The organism is Kribbella sp. NPDC054772 (genome assembly GCF_053611945.1).
On record NZ_JBSHBJ010000025.1, the window covers coordinates 25,411 to 47,898 of the forward strand.

The following is a 22,488-nucleotide window of genomic DNA, read 5'->3' on the forward strand; positions in this document are numbered from 1 at the left end:
ATGTGGCAGTACCTCACCGACTCGTACAACTGGTCCGGGAACGAAGGGATCTGGGCGCGGATCCTCGAGCACCTCTGGTACACGTTCGCCGCCCTCGGGCTGGCCGTGCTGGTCGCGGTGCCGGTCGGCCTCCGGATCGGCCACACCCGGCGTGGCGCGTTCCTGGCGATCAACCTCGGCAACGCCGCCCGGGCCCTACCGAGCCTCGGCCTGCTGATGATCGCGGTCCTGCTGACCAACCAGATCGGCTTCCTGCCGGTGCTGATCGCGCTGTTCGCGCTCGGCGTACCGCCGATCCTGGCCTCGACGTACGCCGGGATCTCGGGTGTCGATCCGGCCACGATCGACGCCGCGCGGGGGATGGGAATGACCGGCCGCGAGATCCTGACCAAGGTGGAGATCCCGATCGGGCTGCCGTTGATCATCTCCGGCATCCGCAGCGCGACCCTGCAGATCGTCTCGACCGCGACGATCGCGGCGCTGGTGTCGCTCGGCGGCCTGGGGCGGTACGTGATCGACGGGCTGAAGCTGCGGGACTTCCCACAGATGTTCACCGGGGCGCTGCTGGTGGCACTGATGGCGTTGCTCCTCGACGCGGTGTTCGCGCTGATCGGGAAGATCACCGTGTCGCCCGGCCTCAAAGTCGGCTGATCCCTGCTGACTCTCCGCTCACGTTTGCTGACGTGGTTGAACTGTCCGACGAACCTGATGAACTTGAGTTGCATCCATCGGCACCGGCCGGTGGCTGAACGAGAACACTGGAGGCTCTCGTGTTGAGATCCACACTCATCCGTACTGCGATCGCCGGGGTGGCGGTGCTCGGCCTGGCCGGTTGTGGGGGTGGGGGCGACCAGCTCGGCAACGACAACGCCGGATCCTCACCCGCGCCGTCGAAGGTGAGCAGCATCACCGTCGGGTCGGCCGACTTCTCCGAGAGCCAGCTGCTGGCGGAGATCTACGGTCAGGCGCTCGCCGCCAAGGGCATCGAGGTGAAGAAGAAGCCCAACATCGGCAACCGCGAGACCTACATGGCCGCGATCAAGGACGGGTCCGTCGACCTGGTGCCGGAGTACACCGGCGCCGCGCTGGCGTACTTCGACAAGAACTCCACCGAGACCGACCCGCAGAAGGCGTACGACGCGCTGAAGAAGGCGGTGCCGTCCGGTCTGGAGGTCCTGACGATGTCGCCGGCCGCCGACGAGGACACCGTGGTGGTGACCAAGGAGACCGCGGCGAAGTACAACCTGAAGTCGATCGCCGACCTGAAGGGTAAGAACCTGGTCGCCGGCGGCAGCCCCGAGTTCAAGGTCCGGACCGCCGGGCTGAAGGGCATGAAGGAGAAGTACGACGTCGACTTCAAGGACTACAAGACCCTGGACGCCGGTGGTCCGCTGAGCATCAAGGCGCTCGAGGACAACACGATCCAGGTCACGGACCTGTTCACCACGCAGGCGGTGATCAAGGAGAAGGGCTTCGTGCAGCTGGAGGACCCGGAGAACATCCTGCCGCCGAACAACATCGTTCCGTTGATCCGGACCGACCACAAGTCCGACGACGTCGTGAAGACGCTGGACGCGGTGGACGCCAAGCTGACCACGGACGCGCTGACCGACCTGGTCAAGCGGATCGACGCCGGCAAGGAGAGCGCGGACGCGGTCGCCAAGGACTGGCTCTCGAAGAACCCGCTGGCCTGAGTCTGCCGTGAGCTTCGAATCACTCTGGGCCGACGAGTCCGCGATCGGCCGCCATCAGGACACCGGCGGCTACACGCGCGGCGGCTGGACGCCCACCGAACGCGAGGCGACGCACTGGTTCCTCGACCAGTGCGCCGCCCGCGGCTTGAAAGTCGAATCCGACGGCATCGGCAACCTCATCGCTTGGTGGGGCGACGCCGACGGACCTGGTGTGGTCACCGGAAGTCATCTGGATTCGGTGATTGATGGTGGCGCCTTCGATGGACCGTTGGGGGTGGTTTCGGCTCTGGCGGCGGTAGATGTGCTGCGCGCTTCAGGGTTCGAGCCGTCCGTGCCGATCGGGATCGGTGCTTTTGTAGAAGAAGAAGGCGCGCGGTTCGGGATGCCCTGCTTGGGGTCCCGGGTCGCGGCCGGGGTGTTGCCTGCCACGAAGGCGCTGGCCTTGACCGACCGGGCCGGGGTATCGCTGGAGTCGGCGTTGGAAGGTGCGGGGATCGACCCGGCGGGAGTCGGGCCGTCGCCGCTGATGCAGCGGATGGGGACATTCGTCGAGCTGCATGTAGAACAAGGGCGCGGCCTGACCGCGCCGGTCGGTGTCGCGAGTTCGATCTGGCCGCACGGGCGGTACCGGTTCACGTTCACGGGCGAGGCGAACCACGCCGGGACGACGCTGATGGAGGACCGGCACGACCCGATGCTCACCTACGCGATGACCGCGTTGGCCGCCAACAAGCAGGCCCGTCTCGCCGGTGCGCGGGCGACGTTCGGCCGCGTCGCGGTCGAGCCCAACGGGACCAACGCCGTACCGTCGCAGGTGACGGCCTGGCTGGACGCGCGGGCCGCCGACACCGCGACCCTCGAACTGTTGCTCGCGGCAATCACGAAGCAGGCGTCCGAGCGCGCCGAGCGGGACGGGACCGCGGTCGAGGTGACGCCCGAGTCGGTGTCGCCGATCGTCGACTTCCCAGCCGGCCTGCGGGACCGGCTGGTGAACGTCCTCGACGGCGCCCCGGTGCTGCCGACCGGTGCGGGTCATGACGCCGGCGTGTTCTCGACGGCGGGCATCCCGACCGCGATGCTGTTCGTCCGCAACCCGACCGGCGTCTCGCATTCACCGGCGGAGTACGCCGAGATGGACGACTGTCTCGCGGGCGTGGAGGCACTGGCCGCCGTACTGAAGGACCTCGCAGGGTGACGACGTACTGGTGCGAGACCGCGCTCCTTCCGGACAGCCTCGCCGAACGAGTCCTGGTGTCCGTCGAGAACGGCCGCTTCACGTCCGTCGAAGCCGGTGCCGACCCCGCGGGCGCCCACGTTCTCCACGGACTGGTCGTGCCCGGGCTCGCGAACTGTCACAGTCACGCGTTCCACCGCGCGCTCCGCGGCCGGACGCAGACCGAGCGCGGCACGTTCTGGACCTGGCGCGAGCAGATGTACGCCGTCGCGTCCTCGCTCACGCCGGACACGTACTACGACCTCGCGCGCGCCGTGTACGGCGAGATGCTGCTCGCAGGCATCACCGCGGTGGGGGAGTTCCACTACCTGCACCACGCGCCCGGCGGCCGGCGGTACGACGACCCGAACGCGATGGGCGCCGCCCTGATCGCGGCCGCGCAGGACGTCGGCCTCCGGATCACGCTGCTCGACACCTGCTACGTCGCGGGCGGCATCGAGCAGCCGCTGAACGAGGTGCAGCAGCGCTTCAGCGACGGCGACGCGACTGCCTGGGCTTCCCGGGTCTCGCGGTTGACGGGTAGCGACGATGTGGTGATCGGGGCGGCTGCGCATTCGGTGCGCGGCGTTCCGCAGGATCAGATCGGTGCGGTCGCGTCGGCGTTTCCCGACGTACCGCTGCATATTCATCTGTCCGAGCAGGTCGCAGAGAACGAGGCGTGTCTCGCGGCATACGGGCGGACTCCCGCGCAGATCCTCGACGAGGCCGGCTTCCTGAGCGGGCGGACGAGCGCGGTGCACGCGACCCACTTGACCTCGGTCGATGTCGGGTTGCTCGGGAGCTCGGCGTCGTACTCCTGCTTCTGCCCGACGACCGAACGCGATCTCGCGGACGGCATCGGCCCGTCGGTGCAACTGCGCGACGCCGGGTCGCCGCTGACGCTGGGGTCGGACAGTCATGCGGTGATCGATCTGTTCGAGGAGATGCGGGCCGTGGAGTTGGACGAGCGGCTCGCATCCCAGGAGCGCGGTCATTGGTCGGCGGCCGAGCTGCTCAGGGCGGCGACAGTCGACGGTCATCGGTCGATCGGTTTCGAGGATGCGGGGGTGATCGAGGTGGGAGCTCGCGCGGATCTGGTCGCGCTCCGGCTCGACAGTGTGCGTACGGCGGGCACCGGCGGGACCGTGGAGACCGCGGTGTTCGCGGCGTCGGCGGCCGACGTGACGGACGTGGTTGTCTCCGGCAAGCAGCTGGTTGCTTCGGGCAAGCACGTGACACTTGATGTTCCCGCTGCGTTGGGTGCGTCCATTGCGGCGGTGACGGCATGACATCGCTCCTGCTGACCGGCATCGGTTCGCTGGTGACCAACGATCCCGCGTACGGCGGTGTCCTTGGTGAGCTGCATGATGCGGCCTTGGTGATCGACGGCAGCACGATCGCCTGGGTCGGGTCGCGGCGGGCCGCACCGGACGCGGACGGGTCGATCGATCTCGGTGGGCGGGCGGTGATCCCGGGCTTCGTCGATGCGCATTCCCACCTGGTGTTCGCGGGCGACCGCGCCGAGGAGTTCGCGGCCCGGATGACCGGGACGCCGTACTCCGCCGGAGGCATTCGGACCACGGTGGCGGCGACGCGTGCGGCCACCGACGAGCAGCTGACCGCGAACGTGTCCCGGTTGGTGACCGAGATGCGGCGGCAGGGGACCACGACGGTCGAGATCAAGTCCGGGTACGGGCTGACGGTCGCGGACGAGGCGCGAGCGCTCGAGATCGCGGGGCAGTTCACCGAGGAGACGACGTACCTCGGGGCGCACGTAGTGCCGGCCGAGTACGCCGACGACCCGGCGGGCTACGTGGCGCTGGTGACCGGGCCGATGCTCGACGCCGCGGCGAAGCACTCGAAGTGGATCGATGTGTTCGTGGAGCGTGGCGCCTTCGACGCGGACCAGGGGCGCGCGATCCTGCAGGCGGGTCTGGCGCGCGGGCTGCAGGCTCGTGTCCACGCCAACCAGTTGGGTGAGGGGCCCGGGGTTCAACTCGCGTGCTCGATGGGCGCCGCAGCCGCGGACCACTGCACCTATCTGACCGATGCCGACGTCGACGCGCTCGCTTCCACGGGCGTCGTTGCCGGTCTGCTGCCTGCGATCGAGTTCTCGACGAGGTCGCCGTACCCCGACGCCCGTCGCCTCCTCGACGCCGGCGTCACCGTCGCCCTCGCCACCGACTGCAACCCCGGCTCCGGCTACTCGTCCTCGATGCCGTTCTGCATCGCCCTCGCCGTCCGCGAGATGCACATGACCCCCGCCGAGGCCCTCTGGTCCGCCACCGCCGGCGGCGCCACGTCCCTCCGCCGCACCGACATCGGCCGCCTGGCCCCCGGCGCTAAAGCCAACCTCGCAGTCCTCGACGCCCCGTCGTACCTCCACCTCGCCTACCGCCCGGGCGTCCCGCTGGTGACTCAGACGTTCCTCGGCGGGCGACTGCTGTGAGCGAACCGCCAGGCCATCACAATCGCCGCTAAGCAGCTGCTCCACGCGGGCGAGCTGGGGCAAAGGGCAGACTGTGATGGCCTGGGGATCCGGCGATCGCGTCGCGGAACGCACCCACCACCCACTGCCGGTCGAACATCACGTCCTCCCAGCTGAACCTCAGCAGCCGCCACCCTCGCACCGTGAGGCCGACGTGGCGGCGGCAGTCGCGAGCAAGCGCGGCGCGCGTGCCGTGATACGCGAAGCCATCCGTCTCGGCCGCGATCGACAGCGCGGCATTGCCGAGGTCGATCCGAGCCGAGAAGCCGCCGTCACGAACGACGAGCTGCGGCTCGAAACCCCGGATGCCCTCCTCGACCAGGATCGCTCGGAGCGCCGACTCCAACGCCGACTCCGCGCGTCCGTCGGCAGCCGCCGCCACCTGCCTGGCGCGGAGGCTGCCCGGCCCACGCAACTCGGCAGCGGCGACCATCAGCTGGGAGCGGTCCACGCCACGCAGACGTAGCGCGGAGTCGGCGACGGTCAGTCCCGCGGCGAACGGCAGCGTCCGGGCACAGTCCAGGACCGTTCGGAGCTTGTCGGTGCAATAGCCGTCGGATGGCACGTCGTCCGCCCAGTGCACCTCGCAGCCGACCGGGCTGAGGCGACGGTGCTGCCCGCGAGGGACGGTGATCTCTGGTTTGTCGGGCAGCTCCAAGACGTCGAAGCCGTGCAGGGCGGCCGCGCTGCGATGCGACACCAGGCCACCTTGGGCCCTGGCGGCGACGATCGGATCGGGCGCCTGCGGCAGTGCGTAGACCCCTTTCGCGATCCGGCGGATCATCCCGCCGGCCAGCGCCGCCCGGATCGCGCGTCCGGGGACGACGGCCCGCAACTCCCCGAAGGTCGCCGTACCGTCACGGCGGAGCAGCACATCGACGACTTCGGGCATGTGCTCGATGGCCCCGCACGACCTCGCCACGCCGCTGTACTTATCCACAGCCGGATCCCCAGGCCATCACAATCACGCCAAGCCCGCACTCGCCCGCGTGGCCGGGCGTTCAGATGCCGATTGTGATGGCCTGGCGGTCCGTAAACACCATGCGCTGGTGCGGGGCGACGCGTCATGCTGGAGGTATGGACATCACGGCGGGGCTTCGGGTGGCGTTTCGGTGGCGGACGGATCGGGGCGTCTGAAGTTCTTACGCGGACGTCACCGGGTGGTGGCGGGACGCTGAGTTGTTGCGGGAGATTGGACCGGCGCTCGCGGGGTTGTACGAGGAGACGCCGACGGTCGTGCTCGGGCCGGTGTCCCGTGGGTCGTTGGTCGGGGCGTTGACCGCGGCTGCGGCGGGTGCCGGGTTCGTGGAGATGCGGAAGGACGCGTGTCCGGCGGTCGACAGCGATCGGTGGGTACGGCGTACCACGGGGCCCGACTATCGGGATCGGCACGAGGTGTTCGGGTTCCGGCGCGGGCTGATCCGGCCCGCCGATCGGGTGCTGATGGTGGACGACTGGGCGGACACGGGCATGACCGCGCGGACCGCACGGTTGCTGGTCGAGGACTGTGGCGCGCACTGGATCGGCGCGGCCTGCATCGTCGACGGGCTCACGGACCCGCGACTCCGCCACGACCTCCCGCTGCGGGCGCTGCTCGACGTACGGCAGCTCTAGTTGGTGCCTTGGTAGAGGGTGTGCGGTTCAGGCGGCCAGTTCCTTGGACACCAGGGTGGTGTTGGTGCCGTTGGGCAAGCGCTGTCTTCCGACCTCCTCGTACCCGCGGGCGGTGTGGAAGGACAGCGCGGCGCCGGCGGCCGGGACGGCGGCGACGGTGCGGTCGAACGGCTGGGCGGCGCGTTCGATCGCGCGGTACACCTTGGACGCGATGCCCTGGCGGCGGTACTCGGCGGCGATCACGATCCGCTCGACGAGCAGGAACCGGTCGGCGTACGTCTGGCTGAAGGACTCGAAGGCCAGCCCGTCGTACGCCGATCCGGGGGTGAACGTGAGGACGAAGCCGGCCGGGGTACCGTCCAGGTCGACGACGGCGGCGTGGGCGGCGATCAGGCGGAGCCAGTCCAGGCGGTCGGCGCCGAGCGACTCGACCTGACCTTCCGCGGTGGCGTTGAGGGCGAGCACAGGGGCGATGTCGGCGGAGGTCATCGGGCGGAGTTGCACGTGATCAGCGTCGCACGGAAAGCCTTTGCCACGGGAGGGGTCTCCCTGGTCACACCCTGGCCCCGCCCCCGAAAATCGGGATCACTCTTGGGAATGACCTACCCGGTGTGCAATGTTGAGCCTAGTGAACTCAAGTTTGTTCAGTCACGGATTTGAAACCGAGGCGGGCGAACGGCAACATTGAGTCTGCATCACTCAACTTCGTGGAGGTAACAGAATGGCCCGCGCGGTCGGAATCGATCTCGGTACGACGAACTCCGTCATCGCCGTACTGGAAGGTGGCGAGCCCACCGTCATCCCCAACGCCGAGGGAGCGCGTACGACGCCCTCGGTGGTGGCTTTCGCCAAGAACGGCGAGGTCCTGGTCGGCGAGGTGGCGAAGCGCCAGGCCACCACGAACGTCGACCGCACCATCCGCTCGGTGAAGCGCCACATGGGCGAGGCGTGGAACGTCGACATCGACGGCAAGAAGTTCACCCCGCAGCAGATCAGCGCGTTCGTGCTGCAGAAGCTGAAGCGGGACGCCGAGGCGTACCTCGGGGAGCAGGTCACCGACGCGGTCATCACCGTGCCGGCGTACTTCTCCGACGCGCAGCGCCAGGCGACCAAGGAGGCCGGCGAGATCGCGGGCCTGAAGGTGCACCGGATCGTCAACGAGCCGACCGCGGCCGCGCTCGCCTACGGCCTGGACAAGGGCACCGAGCAGACCATCCTGGTCTTCGACCTCGGTGGCGGCACCTTCGACGTCTCCCTGCTGGAGATCGGCGACGGTGTCTTCGAGGTGAAGGCGACCAGTGGTGACAACCACCTCGGTGGTGACGACTGGGACAACCGGATCGTCCAGTGGCTGGTGACCCAGTTCAAGAACAAGAACGGCACCGACCTGTCCGGCGACAAGATGGCCATGCAGCGGCTCACCGAGGCCGCCGAGAAGGCCAAGATCGAGCTGTCCAGCGCCGCCGAGACCACCATCCACCTGCCGTACCTGAGCCTCACCGACTCGGGCCCGCTGCACCTGGAGGAGAAGCTCTCCCGCGCGGAGTTCCAGAAGATGTCGAACGACCTGCTGGAGCGCGCCCGCGCCCCGTTCAAGGCCGTCATCAAGGACGCCGGTATCGACGTGGCGAAGATCGACCACGTGATCCTGGTCGGCGGTTCGACCCGGATGCCCGCGGTGGCCGACCTGGTCAAGGAGCTGACCGGTGGCAAGGACCCGAACAAGGGCGTGAACCCGGACGAGGTCGTCGCGGTCGGCGCCTCCCTGCAGGCCGGTGTGCTGAAGGGTGAGGTCAAGGACGTCCTGCTGCTCGACGTGACCCCGCTGAGCCTCGGCATCGAGACCAAGGGTGGCGTGTTCACCAAGATCATCGAGCGCAATACCACGATCCCGACCAAGGGCTCGGAGATCTTCACCACGGCCGAGGACAACCAGCCGTCGGTGATGATCCAGGTCTACCAGGGCGAGCGCGAGATGGCCCGCGACAACAAGTCGCTGGGCAACTTCGAGCTGACCGGCCTGCCGCCGGCGCCGCGGAACGTGCCGCAGATCGAGGTCACCTTCGACATCGACGCGAACGGCATCGTGCACGTGAACGCCAAGGACCTGGCCACCGGCAAGGAGCAGCGGATGACGGTGACCGGTGGCTCCGCGCTGCCGAAGACCGACATCGACCAGATGGTCCGCGACGCCGAGCAGTACGCCGAGGAGGACCGCAAGCGCCGCGAGGCCGTGGAGAACCGCAACCAGGCGGAGTCCCTCGTCTACCAGACCGAGAAGTTCCTCGAGGAGAACGAGGACAAGATCCCGGACGACGTCAAGACCGAGGTCAAGGACGGCGTGGCGGAGCTGAAGAAGGCGCTCGAGGGTGAGGACGCCGACGCGGTCAAGGCCGCCTCGGAGAAGCTCGCCCAGTCCAGCCAGAAGATGGGTGCCGCGATGTACGCGAACGCCCAGGCCGCCGGCGGTGCGTCGGAGGACGGCGCGAGCGCTGACTCCGACGGCAACGCGAACGCCAACGCCAACGCCGACGACGACGTCGTCGACGCCGAGATCGTGGACGAGGACCGGCCGCAGGACAAGACGGAGGACAAGTGACGGATCGACCGACTGGCAGCGAGTTCGGCGACGGTGAGCCCGTCGTCCGCGACAAGCGCCGGATCGACCCGGACACCGGCGCGCTGCGGGAGCCTGCGGACCAGTCCGCACCTCCCGCGGCGGGTGCCCCGGGCGGCCAGCCGCCGCGGGACCCGTCCGATCTGATCGGTCCGTCCGCGCAGGAAGCTCTGCTGACCGAAGCGCTGTCCGAGCGTACGGCGGACCTGCAGCGACTGCAGGCCGAGTACGTGAACTACAAGCGCCGGGTGGACCGGGACCGCGAGGCGGCCCGGGAGCTCGTGGTCGGCTCGGTGCTCACCGAGCTGCTCGGGATCCTGGACGACATCGGCCGGGCCCGGGAAGCCGGCGAGCTGGACGGCGCGTTCAAGGCGGTCTCCGAATCGCTGGAACGGGTCACCGAGAAGCTCGGCCTGGTGAAGTTCGGCGAGAAGGGTGACACCTTCGACCCGCGGATCCACGAGGCCCTGCTGCACAACTACTCCGACGAGGTCGACGGTCCGACCGCGACGATGATCATGCAACCGGGCTACCGGCTCGGCGAGCGGGTCCTGCGGGCGGCGCGGGTGGCCGTGTCGGAGCCGACCGAATCACTACCGGCCGACGCCGCGAAGGCCGACGTACCGGTGGAGAGCACAGATGACGAACCAGCCGCGGACAAGTCCGCGGAGTAGTCGGCACAACGGGAGGGGAGGCGTCGAATGAGCACGAAGGACTGGCTCGAGAAGGACTTCTACAAGGTTCTCGGCGTCTCCAAGACCGCTGAGGCCGACGAGATCAAGAAGGCCTACCGCAAGCTGGCGCGCCAGTACCACCCGGACTCCAACGCCGGGGACACCAAGGCGGAGGCCAAGTTCAAGGAGGTCTCCGAGGCGTACGACGTCGTTGGTGACCCCAAGAAGCGCAAGGAGTACGACGAGGCGCGCCGGCTGTTCGGCAGCGGCGGCTTCCGGATGCCGACCGGCAGCGGTGGTCAGGGCGGCGGCGGGTTCAACTTCGACGTCGGCGACCTGTTCAACCGCAGCGGTGGCGCCGGTGGCGCCGGCGGTGGGCTCGGCGACATCCTGGGCGGCATGTTCGGCGGTGGTGGCCGCACCACGACCACCACGACTACGGCCCGTCCGCGACGCGGCCAGGACATCGAGACCGAGGCGACGATCGAGTTCGCCGAGGCCGTGAACGGTGTCACGGTCGGGCTCCGGATGACCAGTGACGAGCCGTGCCCGACCTGCCGGGGGACCGGCGCGAAGTACGGCACGGTGCCGAAGGTGTGCCTGAAGTGCGAGGGCACGGGGATGCAGACCTCGGTCCAGGGCGGCGTGTTCGCCATGACCGAGCCGTGCACCGAGTGCAAGGGTCGCGGCCTGGTCGTCGACCAGCCCTGCGAGACCTGCCACGGCTCCGGCCGCGGCCAGTCGAGCAAGACCATGCAGGTCCGCATCCCGGCGGGCGTGCAGGACGGTCAGCGGATCCGGCTGAAGGGCAAGGGCGCGGCGGGCGAGCGCGGTGGCCCGGCGGGCGACCTCTACGTCACCGTGCACGTCAAGGGCCACCGGATCTTCGGCCGGCAGGGCGAGCACCTGACGCTGAACGTCCCGGTGAGCTTCACCGAGGCGGCGTTGGGTGCCGAGATCAAGGTGCCGACCCTGGACGGCCTGCCCGTCACGGTCCGGATCCCCGCCGGTACGGCGAACGGCAGCAAGCTGCGCGTCCGTGGCAAGGGTTCGGTCCGCCGCGACGGGACCAAAGGCGACCTGCTGCTCACCCTCGAGGTGCAGGTGCCGCACGAGCTGACCGACGAGCAGAAGGAGAAGCTGCAGGAGTTCAACTCCGCGTCGGACCAGCCTGATCTGCGGGCCGGGTTGTTCGGGAGCACGTGATGGGCATCCCGTTCAGCCAGGTGCCGACCTGGGACGACCGCACCCCGATCTACGTGATCTCGGTGGCGGCCCAACTGGCCGGCATGCATCCGCAGACTTTGCGCCAGTACGACCGGCTCGGCCTGGTGGTGCCGAGCCGGGCGTCCGGCCGTGGCCGGCGGTACTCGGCGTACGACGTGGCGAAGCTGCGCTACGTCCAGCACCTCAGCCAGGAAGACGGCATCAACCTGGCGGGAATTCGGCACATTCTCGCGCTACAGTCCGAAGTGGAGGACCTGCGCAAGCGGGTCAACCAGCTACTGGCAGAGGTCCAGCGCGGTGTCGGCGCCTCTCGGCGTCCCGCCGCCAGCCGGGTCTTCTCCGCCGGTCCCGCCGGCGACGTGATCGCCATGGGCCGGCAGCAGACCACGACCCGGTGGATCCGCACCCAGCCTCTGGAACTCGGCTCGCGCTGATCCTTCACCCAAAGGCACCGGAGGCCTTCCGAAAGACCCACCCTCGGAGCCTCCGGTCGGTGGAGGTCGTCAACCCCCACGACGCCTCCACCTGTCGAAGGTGCGCCCACCCCCCGGCGCCCTTCGGCCCCCGCAGGGTGGTCCGTTCCAGGACCGCCCTGCGGCTCGCATTTCACCGGCCGGTCGGCCGGGCGAACGGAACCTGTTGCCTGCGGCAGCCACCGCCTACCCTGGCGAGGTGACGCTGATGCTGGAGACGGACCGGCTGCTGATCCGGGACTGGGAGGAAGACGACGCTGACGCCGCGCTGGAGATCTTTGGCTCCGCCGACGTCGCGCCCTGGCTGTCACCCGCCATCGACAAGGTGCCGGACGCCGCGACCATGCGGATGATCCTGCAGTCCTGGATCGAGGCCCAACCGAACTTCGTCGTACCGGCCGGCCGGTGGGCGGTCGCGCGTCGCGACGACGGTGAGATTGTCGGCGCGCTGCTGATCCGCCTGCTCCCGCCGTACGAGGAGGATCTGGAGATCGGCTGGCAGTTGCGGCCGAGCGCCTGGGGTCAGGGGTACGCGACCGAGGCGAGCAGCGCGCTGATGCGCTGGGCGTTCCAGGACGGTGAGGTCGACGAGCTGTTCGCGGTCGCGCGGCCGGCCAACAAACGCGCGATCGCCACCGCGCGCCGGCTCGGCATGCAGTGGGTCGGCGAGACCGACAAGTACTACGACCTGAACCTGCAGGTGTACCGGATGCGAGCATCGGAGTTCAGCACCTGATCTACGGCGCGTACCGCACCGAGCGACCCTGATTCAGCCCTGAGATTGTCTAGAGTTGAGTGGAATGGACTCAACTTTGGATAGGTTGTGTCTAGTGACTGTTTGTTGCTGGAACTGAAAGGCTGGAACTAGATGGATGTTCAGCGGTTGACGACGCTGGCCCGGGAAACCCTGTCGGTCGCGATCCGTCAGACGTCCGCGGCGGGCAACCCGACCGTGGAACCGATCCACCTGCTCTCCGCGCTGCTCGCGCAGCCCGAGGGGACGACGATCGGCCTGCTCGAGGCCGCCGGTGGAGACCTGGAAGCGGTCCGCCGGAAGACGGCCGAGCAGATCACCCGGCTCCCGAAGGCGAGCGGCGGCAGTGTGCAGGCGCCGAGCCTGTCGCCGAAGACCAGCGAGGTGCTGAACCAGGCCGAGCAGCGGGCCCTCGGGCTCGGGGACGAGTACGTCTCCACCGAGCACCTGCTGATCGCGCTCGCGACCGTCGAGGGCGCCGCGAACAAGGCGCTCGGCGTCACGCCGGAAGCGCTGCTGGAGGCGTTCGCCCAGATGCGCGGCAACCGGCGGATCACCTCCCCGGAGGCCGAGGGCACCACCAAGACCTTGGAGAAGTACGGCGTCGACCTGACCGAGCGGGCCAAGGACGGCAAGCTCGACCCGGTGATCGGCCGGGACTCCGAGATCCGTCGCGTGGTCCAGGTGCTGTCCCGCCGTACCAAGAACAACCCGGTGCTGATCGGTGAGCCCGGCGTCGGCAAGACCGCCGTCGTCGAGGGGCTGGCCCAGCGGATCGTGGCCGGTGACGTGCCCGAGTCGCTGCGTGGCCGCCGCCTGATCAGTCTGGATCTCGGTGCGATGGTCGCCGGTGCGAAGTACCGCGGTGAGTTCGAGGAGCGGCTGAAGGCGGTGCTGACCGAGATCAAGGAGTCCGACGGTCAGATCATCACGTTCATCGACGAGCTGCACACCGTCGTCGGCGCCGGTGCGTCCGGCGAGGGCGCGATGGACGCCGGCAACATGCTGAAGCCGATGCTGGCCCGCGGCGAGCTCCGGATGATCGGCGCGACGACGCTGGACGAGTACCGGACCCGGATCGAGAAGGACCCGGCGCTGGAGCGTCGTTTCCAGCAGGTGTTCGTCGGCGAGCCCTCGGTCGAGGACTCGATCGCGATCCTGCGCGGTCTGAAGGAGCGGTACGAGGCGCACCACAAGGTCGCCATCTCCGACTCCGCGCTGGTCGCCGCCGCGACCCTGTCGAACCGCTACATCACCGGCCGCCAACTGCCGGACAAGGCGATCGACCTGGTCGACGAGGCCGCGTCCCGGCTGCGGATGGAGATCGACTCCTCCCCGGTCGAGATCGACTCGCTGCGCCGTACCGTCGACCGGCTGAAGATGGAGGAGCTCGCGCTGTCCCGCGAGGAGGACGCCTCGTCGCAGGAGCGACTGGAGCGTTTGCGCGCCGACCTCGCCGACCGCGAGGAGGAGCTGCGGGCGCTGGAGTCTCGCTGGGACAAGGAGAAGTCCGGCCTGAACCGCGTCGGTGAGGTCAAGGAGCGGCTCGACGAACTCCGTGGCCAGGCCGAGCGCGCCCAGCGCGACGGCGACCTGGAGACGGCGTCCCGCCTGCTGTACGGCGAGATTCCGCGGCTCACCAAGGAGCTCGAGGAGGCCGACGCCGAGGAAGAGATCGGCGACGTCCCCGAGGCGATGGTGAACGAGGAGGTCGGGCCGACCGAGATCGCGGAAGTGATCGCGATGTGGACCGGGATCCCGACCGGGCGGCTGCTCGAGGGGGAGACCGGGAAGCTGCTCCGGATGGAGGACGAGCTGGGCCGCCGGCTGATCGGTCAGCGCGAGGCGGTCAAGGCCGTGAGCGACGCCGTACGGCGGGCTCGCGCGGGCATCTCGGACCCGGACCGGCCGACCGGTTCGTTCCTGTTCCTCGGTCCGACCGGTGTCGGTAAGACCGAGCTCGCGAAGGCGCTGGCGGACTTCCTGTTCGACGACGAGCGGGCGATGGTCCGGATCGACATGTCGGAGTACAGCGAGAAGCACAGCGTCGCGCGGCTCGTCGGTGCCCCGCCCGGGTACGTCGGGTACGAAGAGGGTGGCCAGCTCACCGAGGCTGTCCGCCGTCGCCCGTACTCCGTGATCCTGCTCGACGAGGTGGAGAAGGCGCACCCGGAGGTCTTCGACATCCTGCTCCAGGTGCTGGACGACGGTCGGCTGACCGACGGCCAGGGGCGGACGGTCGACTTCCGCAACGTGATCCTGATCTTGACCAGCAACCTGGGGTCGACGTACCTGGCCGACATGAAGCTGGACGAGAAGGTCAAGCGTGACCAGGTGATGGCGGTCGTGCGGCAGTCCTTCAAGCCCGAGTTCATCAACCGGCTGGACGAGATCGTGCTGTTCGACGCACTCGGCAGCGAGGAGCTGACGCAGATCGTCGGCCTGCAGATCAACAGCCTGCAGCGCCGGCTGAGCGACCGGCGGATCACGCTGGAGGTCGACGAGGGCGCGATGGAGTGGCTGGCGGTCACCGGGTACGACCCGGTGTTCGGCGCCCGCCCGCTGCGCCGGCTGGTCCAGTCCGCGATCGGCGACGAGATGGCCCGCGGCCTTCTCGACGGGTCGATCCGCGACGGCCAGACCGTCAAGGTCACGTTGAACGAGGCCAAGGACGCCCTGGACGTTTCCGCAGCCTGACAAGCCGTATCGGGGCCCGGTCACAACGACCGGGCCCGACTGCGGTCCAGGCGCCACCGGGCAGGGAGAATGGGGAAGTGACGCAACCATCTCGGGCGGACTGGATCAACACCACGCACGACTGGGCGGCCGCGGTCGACCAGGAACATCTCGCGGCGATCCGCGCCGACGTCGAGCAGTACGCGCCGGGCGGCGTACTGCATCTGGTCCTGGAGGTGCTCGCCTACCCCGACGACGAGGCCGAGTCGGCCGGGGCGCGGGGCAGGTGCTCGATCACCCGGTACGCCGATGGCTCGATCGCCGTCACCGACAACGGGCGGGGCACCGACACGCGCGTCGACGAGAACGGCAACGTCGTGAAGAAGCCGATCATGGCGACGAAGGACCTGCGCTTCTTCGAGGATCCCGCCGCGCCACTGCTCCCGGACGGTCACCCGCGACGCGGTATGTCGGTCGTCGCCGCGCTGAGCGAGTGGCTGATCCACACCAATCACCGCGTCAACGGATCCTGGACGCAGCGTTACGAACACGGCCTCCCGGTCACCGATCTGGAACCGATCGAGTCCGATGGCACCACGGGTACCACTGTGCACTTCCGTCCGTCGGTCGAGCTCGCGCCGCTCACGACGTACCCCTTCGCCTTCCCGCATCTCGACATCACCGTGTCCTAGCGGTGCGCCCTCCTGGTTTGGGTGATCTGGGAGGATCGGGTGCGGGGGTCGTGGAAGGAAGTTCGGAGTCGATGACTGAGCAGCGCCGGGACGAGCCGGGTGAGAGTGGGCCGGGGCCGTACAGCGGGTTGTTCGGCGCCGTGCCGGACACGTACAGCTATCAGGCGACGACTCCGAAGCAGGTCAAGATCGCCTCGGTCATCTCGCTCGGGCTGGGCGCGATGTGCCTGCTACTGGCCGCGCTCACGGTGACCTCTGCCGGGGACCAGATCTCCGAGGTCCTCACCGGCTCCCGCGGCAACACACCGATCGCCGCCGCCGCGACGCTCGTCTGCGCGGTGATCTACATGGTGCCGGCGATCTACCTCCGCAAGCGCCGCCCGTGGTCCCGCTACGTCCTGATCGCCGTCGCCGCGATGGGGATCGCCGGCGGCGTGATGGCGCTCCCCGCCAGCCTGCTCGGCCTGGCCATCCACGTCACCCTGCTGGTCCTGATGCTGCAGCAGCCCACCAAACTGTGGTTCCACCACCGCTGACGCCGGGAGACCCTCGTGGAGATCTGGATCAACCCCGCCTGCTCAAAATGCCGAGCCGCCACCCAGGCCCTCGACGAGGCCGGCCTCGACTACACCGTACGGCGCTACCTCGACGACCCACCCACGGTTGAGGAACTCACCACGATCCTCACCCGCCTCGACCTCGACCCGTGGGACGTCGTCCGCCACAACGAAACCGAAGCCGAGCCCCTCCGCGACCTCCCCCGCGACGAGGCCCACCGCCCCGACTGGATCCAGGCGATGGTCACCAACCCCATCCTCATCCAACGCCCCATCATCACCACCCCCCAAACCACCCGCATAACCCGAGACCCCCAATCCCTCAAATCCTTCCTCCCCTGAGCCCGGCCGGCGCCGATCTGCCCCGGGATGCCCCGTCCTGCCCCGGGACGCCTGTGGATGACGCCGGTGTTCGACTCGGCATTTCCTGGAGAATTCCATGAATGCCGAGTCCGCCCGAGCCCACCTTCAGCCTCTCTGCCTGGGTTGACGAGTCAGTAGTCGTCGGTCCCGTTGGTGGTGCCGGAACGTACACGATGGCAGCAGTCGTGACCGATGACGCACGCTGCGACGAACTGCGTCGCGAGCTCACCGATCTGAGCATCAAGCCTGGAGTTCGGCTGCACTGGGTCAGCGAGTCCGTCAAGCGACGGGACCTGATCGCCGAGGTGATCGCCCGGTTGGACATCGCCGCGATTCTCACCGTTGGTACGCCGATGGAACGGTCGCGGCAGGAGCGTGCTCGGCGGTGCTGTCTTGAGCGCTTGCTGTACGAACTGGATCGGTTCGGCGTCTCGGGCGCTTGGCTGGAGTCGAGGAGCGCGGTGCAGGACCGGCGCGACCTGCGGCTCGTCGACAGCGCACGCCGGAAGCGCTCGACCTCGCGTGACCTGCAAGTGCAGTTCGCGCGGCCGGCGGGTGAGCCGATGCTCTGGCTGCCGGACGCGGTTGCCGGGGCGATGTCGGCGTCGGTGGTGGGCGAGGACCGTTGGCTTGCGGCGATGGCTGCTGTCGTGACCATCCATCAGGTCGCCATCCGCTGACGGATGCTGCGCGGGCCAGCCCCGGAAAGCGCGAAAGCTGGGGCCCGTCGTTCCGGCGGGAATCCCAGCTTCACTTCTCACCCAGCAACGCGAGGTGAGCTGTCACCATCTTCGCACAACCAAGCGGCCGGTGTCGTGTTGTCCACAGGGTCAGAGTTTTTGGAGGCGGGTCAGGGCTTCTTGGAGGACTTCGGGTTGTTTGCAGAAGGCCCAGCGGACCAGGGGGCGGCCGGGTTCGGGGTGGTCGTAGAAGACCTGGTGGGGGATGGCGACGACGCCGGTTCGTTCGGGGAGCATGCGGCAGAACTCGATGCCGTCGGTGTGGCCGAGGGGGCGGATGTCGGTGGTGACGAAGTAGGTGCCGGACGGGCGGTGGACCTCGAAGCCCAGCTCGGCCAGGCCGTCGGCCAGCAGGTCGCGGCGGGACTGGAGGTCGGCGCGCAACGCGTCGAAGTAGTCGTTGCCTAGGGCAAGCGCGTTGGCGACGGCCGGCTGGAAGGGCGCGCCGGAGGTGAACGTGAGGAACTGCTTCGCGGTGGTGACGGCCGTGACCACCTCCGGGGACCCGGTGACCCAGCCGATCTTCCACCCGGTGACCGCGAACGTCTTGCCGGCGCTGCTGATCGAGACGGTTCGCTCCGCCATCCCGTCGTACGACGCCAGCGGCCGGTGCCGAAGTCCGTCGTACACGAGGTGTTCGTAGACCTCGTCGGTGATGACGACCAGGTCGTGCTCGATCGCGACCGCGCAGATCCCGCGCAGTTCGTCGTCGGTGAGCACGGTCCCGGTCGGGTTGTGCGGTGAGTTGATCAGCAGCACCTTCGTCCGCGGGCTGACCGCAGCGCGCAGCTCGTCGAGATCCAAGCGGTACGACGGTGCGCGCAGCGTGACCGGGACGCGGCGGCCGCCGGCGAACGCGATGCCGGCCGCGTACGAGTCGTAGTACGGCTCGAGGGCGATCACCTCGTCACCGGGCTCGACGAACGCGAGCAACGCGGCAGCGACCGCCTCGGTCGCGCCGGTGGTGACCAGGACCTGCGTGTCGGGGTCGTACGCGAGGTCGTAGAACCGCTTCTGGTGTTCGGTGACCGCCTCGCGGAGCGCGGGGATGCCACGCGCGGGCGGGTACTGGTTCGCGCCCGCGCGGATCGCCGCGATCGCGTCCTCGAGCAGCGAGTCCGGCCCGTCGCGATCCGGGAACCCCTGCCCGAGATTCACCGACCCGGTCGCCACCGCGAGCGCGGAGAACTCGGCGAAGATCGTCGTACCCAGCCCGGTCAACCGCTCACTCTGTGCGCGCATGTCACCGACTCTAGCTTTCGATCGTCTCCACCATGTGGGTCAGCCAGGCGCGGGCGGTGGTGCGGTCGGGGCGGCTGAAGGACGCCTCGAGTTCGTCCTCGAGCTTGCGGATCGCGGGCGTGGCCTCGTCCAGCCGGCGGGCCCCGGCGGTGGTCAGGTGCACCTGCTGGGTACGTCGGTCCTTCGGGTTCGGCTGCCGCTCGATCAGGCCGGCCCGCTCCATGCCGGTGATCAGTTCGTTGGCCGACTGCCGCGTGGTGCCGACGACGCGGCCGACGTCCGCGATGGTCAGGCCCGGATCCTTCCGCACGCACAGCAGCGTCCCGTACTGCTGCACCGACAGCTCGTGCTCCGCCAGCACCTCTGCCAGCGCCGAGCGCATGCTCAGCCAGGCGTGCCGGACGAGAAAGGTGATGCAGCCGTCCTCGAATGCGGGGTCGGGGGAGGAGTCCATGCGCTCCATTCTGCCGGGCCCGCGCAGCGCGGGATCACGAAAAGGTGATTGACAGGTTCCTGTCAATCTACGACGATGGGAAACCTCGTCAGGGTCCTGACAATCATAGGAGACTTCGTGTCCACGATCGACCCCCCGCGGCAACGCCGCATCCTCGCGATCCTGGTGGTCTCGGCCGTCCTGATCTGGATCGACTCGACCGTCCTCGGTATCGCTCTCGAACGGCTCGCCGACCCGGTCACCGGGCTCGGTGCCACGCCCGGCCAGCTGCAGTGGGCAGTCGGCATCTACTCGCTGCTGTTCGCCACCGCGCTGTTCCTCGCCGGCGCGCTAGGCGACCGCTACGGCCATCGCACCGTGCTGATGGCCGGTCTGGTGATCTTCGGAGCCGCCTCGGCCTGGGCCGCCTGGGCCACCGGACCGGTCGCGCTCATCCTTGCCCGCGCCGCCATGGGCCTCGGTGGCGCGCTGATCATGCCGCCGTCGATGGCGATCATCGGCTGGACCTTCCCGCCGGAGCGCCGGGCCGGCGCGATCGCGATCTGGGGTTCGTCGGCCGGCGTCGGTGTCGCCGTCGGACCGGTTCTCGGCGGCCTGCTGATCGACCACTTCTGGTGGGGCTCGGTCTTCACCATCAACCTGCCGATCGTCGCCTTCGGCCTGCTCGGCGCGGCCCTCGTCCTCCCGAATCCGCGCAGCCCGCAGCGCCGCCGCCTCGACCCGCTCGGCCTCGGACTGTCGACGTTCGGTCTGCTCGGTCTCTCGTACGGCCTGATCGAAGGCGGTCATCAGGGCGGCTGGAACCGCTGGCAGGTCTGGGCGAGCATCGCCGGCGGACTCGTCCTGCTCGCCGGTTTCGTCTTCTCCGAATGGCGGGAACGCGAGCCGAGCTTCGACCCGCGGCTGTTCCGCAACCGCCGATTCGCCGCCGGCAACTTCGCCCTCGCGGTCGTCTTCCTGCTGCTGACCGGCCAGAGCTTCTACCTCGCCTTCTACCTGCAGGGTGCGCGCGGGATGAGCGCGCTGTCGGCCGGCCTGATGTCGTTGCCGGCCGCAAGCGGTGTCATCGTTGGGTCGCAACTGGGCGCCCGGCTCGCGGCCCGGTTCGGAGTCGCCAAGGTCTCGGGTACGGCGGTCTTCATGCTCGCCGTCTGTTCCGCACTGAACCTGCTGTACGACGTCGACACCCCACTGGTGTGGGTCGGGGTGATCGGTGCGCTGGTCGGCCTGTCCATCGGGATGACCACGGCACCCACCACGACCGCCGTACTCGCGACTCTCCCGCTGGATCGGATGGGCGCCGGTTCCGCGGTCAACAATGTCCTGCGTCAGGTCGGCAGCGTTCTCGGGGTCGCCATCCTCGGGACGGTCGTCTCGTCGACGTACCAGCACCGGATCGGGTCGGCGCTGACCGGTCTGCCGGACGGTGCCCGGGAGGCCGCCGGGACCTCGGCCGAGGCGACCCGGCACGTGGCCGGCACGCTCGGCCGCCCGGAACTGGTGAAGGCCGCGAACGACGCCTTCATCCACGCCATGCACACCGCGGCGCTGGTCGGAGCGGGCATCGTCCTGGTCGGCGCGATCGTCCTCGTGCTCGCCTTCCGGAGCCCCAGGCCATCACAATCCGCGGATCAGCCGGCCGGCGAGCGTGAGCCCGCCGACGCCAGCCGATTGTGATGGCCTGGGGAACCGCCTACTTACGGAAGTTGTGCGCGCCCGCGGTGTAGCAGCGGTCCCAGAAGATGACCCGGTCGGCCGGGTTGGTGGCCCACTCGCCGCGGCAGAGGTAGCCCTCCAGCAGCGTGTTCTCGTCGTACGCGGTCAGGGTGCAGGTCGTTCCCGAGGTGTCGGCGCCGCTGTGGTCCCAGCACGCCCAGCCGGAGCTGACACCCGGCTTGTGCACGAACAGCAGCAGTGAGTGGCCGTCGGCCTCCTGGTCGTTGACCTTGATCACGTTGCCGGTGTCGGTGTAGCTCGCTGTACCGATGTTGTTCCCGTCGCCCTGCTGCCACAGCCAGGTCACTGCAGCGCTGGCCTGCGTGGCGGTCAGGGTCACCAGTGCGGCAGTGGTGGCCAGAGCGGCGGCCACCCGGGTCGTCTTACGCATCGCGTCATCCCCTTTGCTGAGTCCGCCCGATCCCGGACGGGGGACCGGTGCGGTGGCTCAGCGTCGCCGAGTGCCGACGGGGACGGCGAATCGGTTGCAGGTTCCTGCAATCGCGCGGTCCTCGACGGCCTTCAACCGCGCGTACCGGACGCCGGCCGCGAACCGTGTGACGACCTGGAAGACGTCGAGCAACCGCGCGACCTCGTACCGCACGGTCCGGACGCTCAACCCGAGCTGCTCCGCGATCTCCTCGTCCGTGCACCCGTCCTCGAGCTGCTCGGCGATCACTCGCTGGCGCGCGGTCAGCTCACCTGGCCGCACCCGGAACTCCGCCGCCCGTACGGCGGTTTCGCGGACGGCCCGCAGATACTGACCGGTCGCGTTCACCGCCTCGGTGCAGCGCAGCAGCATCAGGCTGCGCCGGCCGTCGACGACCGGTCCTTCGACGATGACGCGCTCACGGTCCAGCAGTTTCACCTGCATCGCCCCGTCGGCGAGGTGGTACGGCATGTTCTCGGCATCGATGATGAAGTCGGTGACCTGGTCCGCCCCGCCGCAGGTGTCGAAGTAGCTGGTCATCCGTACGCCGCGCTCGATCAGGATCTGGTTGTACGCGTGGCCCCGCCGAAACCCGTGCAGCGTCTGGCAGCGCGTCGAGGTAACCGCGACCAGCTCCTCCGACCTGCCGCACTGGTCTTGCAACCAGTCCCGCAGGGCGTCGTCGTCCTCCCCGAAGATCCGCACGTCCGCCGTGCCGTGCCCCGCTAACCACTCGTCGCAGCTTCGCGCGCGCACGACCTGTAGCCGCAGCGACGCGTCCAGCACGACCTGCCTGCTGGTCGAATGACTCATCCCACCCCCCCGTGGCGATCCCACCCCGGGGTGATCGTCTCATCTACGGCG

23 protein-coding genes are annotated in these 22,488 nt (G+C 68.9%); 17 read left to right on the plus strand and 6 right to left on the minus strand.

Going from position 1 to position 22,488, the window contains the following annotated elements; translation table 11 throughout:
• From ACWGID_RS29940 to hutI, 5 genes are all read left to right on the plus strand, one after another.
• Entirely contained in the window at positions 1-651 is a 651-nt protein-coding gene (locus ACWGID_RS29940) for an ABC transporter permease (protein ID WP_452202164.1), read from the plus strand.
• Positions 652-770: 119 nt separating this feature from the next.
• Entirely contained in the window at positions 771-1,694 is a 924-nt protein-coding gene (locus tag ACWGID_RS29945) for an ABC transporter substrate-binding protein (protein WP_452202166.1), read from the plus strand.
• 7 nt (positions 1,695-1,701) lie between these two features.
• Positions 1,702-2,889 carry an allantoate amidohydrolase gene (locus ACWGID_RS29950; RefSeq protein ID WP_452202168.1) on the plus strand — a complete coding sequence of 396 codons (1,188 nt, stop codon included), beginning with the start codon at positions 1,702-1,704 and terminating at the stop codon, positions 2,887-2,889.
• Positions 2,886-4,196 (plus strand): formimidoylglutamate deiminase, encoded by a 1,311-nt coding sequence (locus ACWGID_RS29955; protein ID WP_452202169.1) that lies wholly within the window; start codon positions 2,886-2,888, stop codon positions 4,194-4,196. The genes ACWGID_RS29950 and ACWGID_RS29955 overlap by 4 nt, the downstream gene beginning before the upstream one ends.
• Positions 4,193-5,356, plus strand: a complete 1,164-nt coding sequence (hutI, locus tag ACWGID_RS29960; protein ID WP_452202171.1) for an imidazolonepropionase — start codon at positions 4,193-4,195, stop codon at positions 5,354-5,356. The genes ACWGID_RS29955 and hutI overlap by 4 nt, the downstream gene beginning before the upstream one ends.
• Before the next feature lie 28 nt (positions 5,357-5,384).
• Here the strand turns inward: hutI and ACWGID_RS29965 are convergent, their stop codons facing one another.
• Positions 5,385-6,335, minus strand: coding sequence for a hypothetical protein (locus ACWGID_RS29965; protein ID WP_452202173.1), 951 nt, complete (start codon positions 6,333-6,335; stop codon positions 5,385-5,387).
• Positions 6,336-6,577: 242 nt separating this feature from the next.
• Here ACWGID_RS29965 and ACWGID_RS29970 point away from each other — a divergent pair, with 242 nt between their 5' ends.
• Positions 6,578-7,009: a phosphoribosyltransferase family protein gene (locus ACWGID_RS29970; RefSeq protein ID WP_452202174.1), complete on the plus strand. Its 432-nt coding sequence runs from the start codon at positions 6,578-6,580 to the stop codon at positions 7,007-7,009.
• A 27-nt stretch (positions 7,010-7,036) separates the two neighbouring features.
• Here the strand turns inward: ACWGID_RS29970 and ACWGID_RS29975 are convergent, their stop codons facing one another.
• Positions 7,037-7,513 carry a GNAT family N-acetyltransferase gene (locus tag ACWGID_RS29975; protein ID WP_452202176.1) on the minus strand — a complete coding sequence of 159 codons (477 nt, stop codon included), beginning with the start codon at positions 7,511-7,513 and terminating at the stop codon, positions 7,037-7,039.
• 217 nt (positions 7,514-7,730) lie between these two features.
• Between ACWGID_RS29975 and dnaK the strand changes: the two genes are divergently transcribed.
• From dnaK to ACWGID_RS30025, 10 genes are all read left to right on the plus strand, one after another.
• The gene (dnaK, locus tag ACWGID_RS29980) at positions 7,731-9,608 is read left to right on the plus strand and encodes a molecular chaperone DnaK (protein ID WP_452202178.1); all 1,878 of its coding nucleotides are present in this window, start codon (positions 7,731-7,733) and stop codon (positions 9,606-9,608) included.
• On the plus strand, positions 9,605-10,300 hold the full coding sequence (gene grpE / locus ACWGID_RS29985) for a nucleotide exchange factor GrpE (protein WP_452202180.1): 696 nt from the start codon (positions 9,605-9,607) through the stop codon (positions 10,298-10,300). The genes dnaK and grpE overlap by 4 nt, the downstream gene beginning before the upstream one ends.
• A 27-nt stretch (positions 10,301-10,327) precedes the next feature.
• Positions 10,328-11,506, plus strand: coding sequence for a molecular chaperone DnaJ (gene dnaJ, locus ACWGID_RS29990; RefSeq protein ID WP_452202182.1), 1,179 nt, complete (start codon positions 10,328-10,330; stop codon positions 11,504-11,506).
• Entirely contained in the window at positions 11,506-11,961 is a 456-nt protein-coding gene (locus tag ACWGID_RS29995) for a heat shock protein transcriptional repressor HspR (protein WP_452202184.1), read from the plus strand. Before dnaJ ends, ACWGID_RS29995 begins: the two co-directional genes overlap by 1 nt.
• A gap of 247 nt (positions 11,962-12,208) precedes the next feature.
• A complete protein-coding gene (locus ACWGID_RS30000) occupies positions 12,209-12,736 on the plus strand; it encodes a GNAT family N-acetyltransferase (protein WP_452202327.1) in 528 nt (175 codons plus the stop codon).
• Positions 12,737-12,868: 132 nt separating this feature from the next.
• Positions 12,869-15,451, plus strand: coding sequence for an ATP-dependent chaperone ClpB (clpB, locus tag ACWGID_RS30005; RefSeq protein ID WP_452202186.1), 2,583 nt, complete (start codon positions 12,869-12,871; stop codon positions 15,449-15,451).
• A 77-nt stretch (positions 15,452-15,528) separates the two neighbouring features.
• Positions 15,529-16,122, plus strand: coding sequence for a hypothetical protein (locus tag ACWGID_RS30010; protein ID WP_452202188.1), 594 nt, complete (start codon positions 15,529-15,531; stop codon positions 16,120-16,122).
• Between the two features lie 71 nt (positions 16,123-16,193).
• Positions 16,194-16,658, plus strand: a complete 465-nt coding sequence (locus ACWGID_RS30015; RefSeq protein ID WP_452202190.1) for a hypothetical protein — start codon at positions 16,194-16,196, stop codon at positions 16,656-16,658.
• A 15-nt stretch (positions 16,659-16,673) separates the two neighbouring features.
• Positions 16,674-17,021, plus strand: a complete 348-nt coding sequence (locus ACWGID_RS30020) for an ArsC/Spx/MgsR family protein (protein ID WP_452202192.1) — start codon at positions 16,674-16,676, stop codon at positions 17,019-17,021.
• A gap of 206 nt (positions 17,022-17,227) precedes the next feature.
• On the plus strand, positions 17,228-17,722 hold the full coding sequence (locus ACWGID_RS30025) for a hypothetical protein (protein ID WP_452202194.1): 495 nt from the start codon (positions 17,228-17,230) through the stop codon (positions 17,720-17,722).
• A 150-nt stretch (positions 17,723-17,872) separates the two neighbouring features.
• On the opposite strand, the gene ACWGID_RS30030 is transcribed toward ACWGID_RS30025, so the two are convergent.
• Positions 17,873-19,024 carry a pyridoxal phosphate-dependent aminotransferase gene (locus tag ACWGID_RS30030; protein WP_452202196.1) on the minus strand — a complete coding sequence of 384 codons (1,152 nt, stop codon included), beginning with the start codon at positions 19,022-19,024 and terminating at the stop codon, positions 17,873-17,875.
• Positions 19,025-19,034: 10 nt separating this feature from the next.
• Positions 19,035-19,478: a MarR family winged helix-turn-helix transcriptional regulator gene (locus ACWGID_RS30035; RefSeq protein WP_452202198.1), complete on the minus strand. Its 444-nt coding sequence runs from the start codon at positions 19,476-19,478 to the stop codon at positions 19,035-19,037.
• Positions 19,479-19,595: 117 nt separating this feature from the next.
• On the opposite strand from ACWGID_RS30035, the gene ACWGID_RS30040 reads away from it, so the two are divergent.
• Positions 19,596-21,155: an MFS transporter gene (locus ACWGID_RS30040; protein WP_452202200.1), complete on the plus strand. Its 1,560-nt coding sequence runs from the start codon at positions 19,596-19,598 to the stop codon at positions 21,153-21,155.
• Between the two features lie 16 nt (positions 21,156-21,171).
• On the opposite strand, the gene ACWGID_RS30045 is transcribed toward ACWGID_RS30040, so the two are convergent.
• Together ACWGID_RS30045 and ACWGID_RS30050 are read right to left on the minus strand one after the other, a co-directional pair.
• Complete coding sequence (locus tag ACWGID_RS30045) at positions 21,172-21,585, minus strand: hypothetical protein (protein ID WP_452202202.1); 414 nt, start codon at positions 21,583-21,585, stop codon at positions 21,172-21,174.
• A 57-nt stretch (positions 21,586-21,642) separates the two neighbouring features.
• Positions 21,643-22,437 carry a LuxR C-terminal-related transcriptional regulator gene (locus ACWGID_RS30050; protein WP_452202204.1) on the minus strand — a complete coding sequence of 265 codons (795 nt, stop codon included), beginning with the start codon at positions 22,435-22,437 and terminating at the stop codon, positions 21,643-21,645.
• Positions 22,438-22,488: the final 51 nt, after the last annotated feature.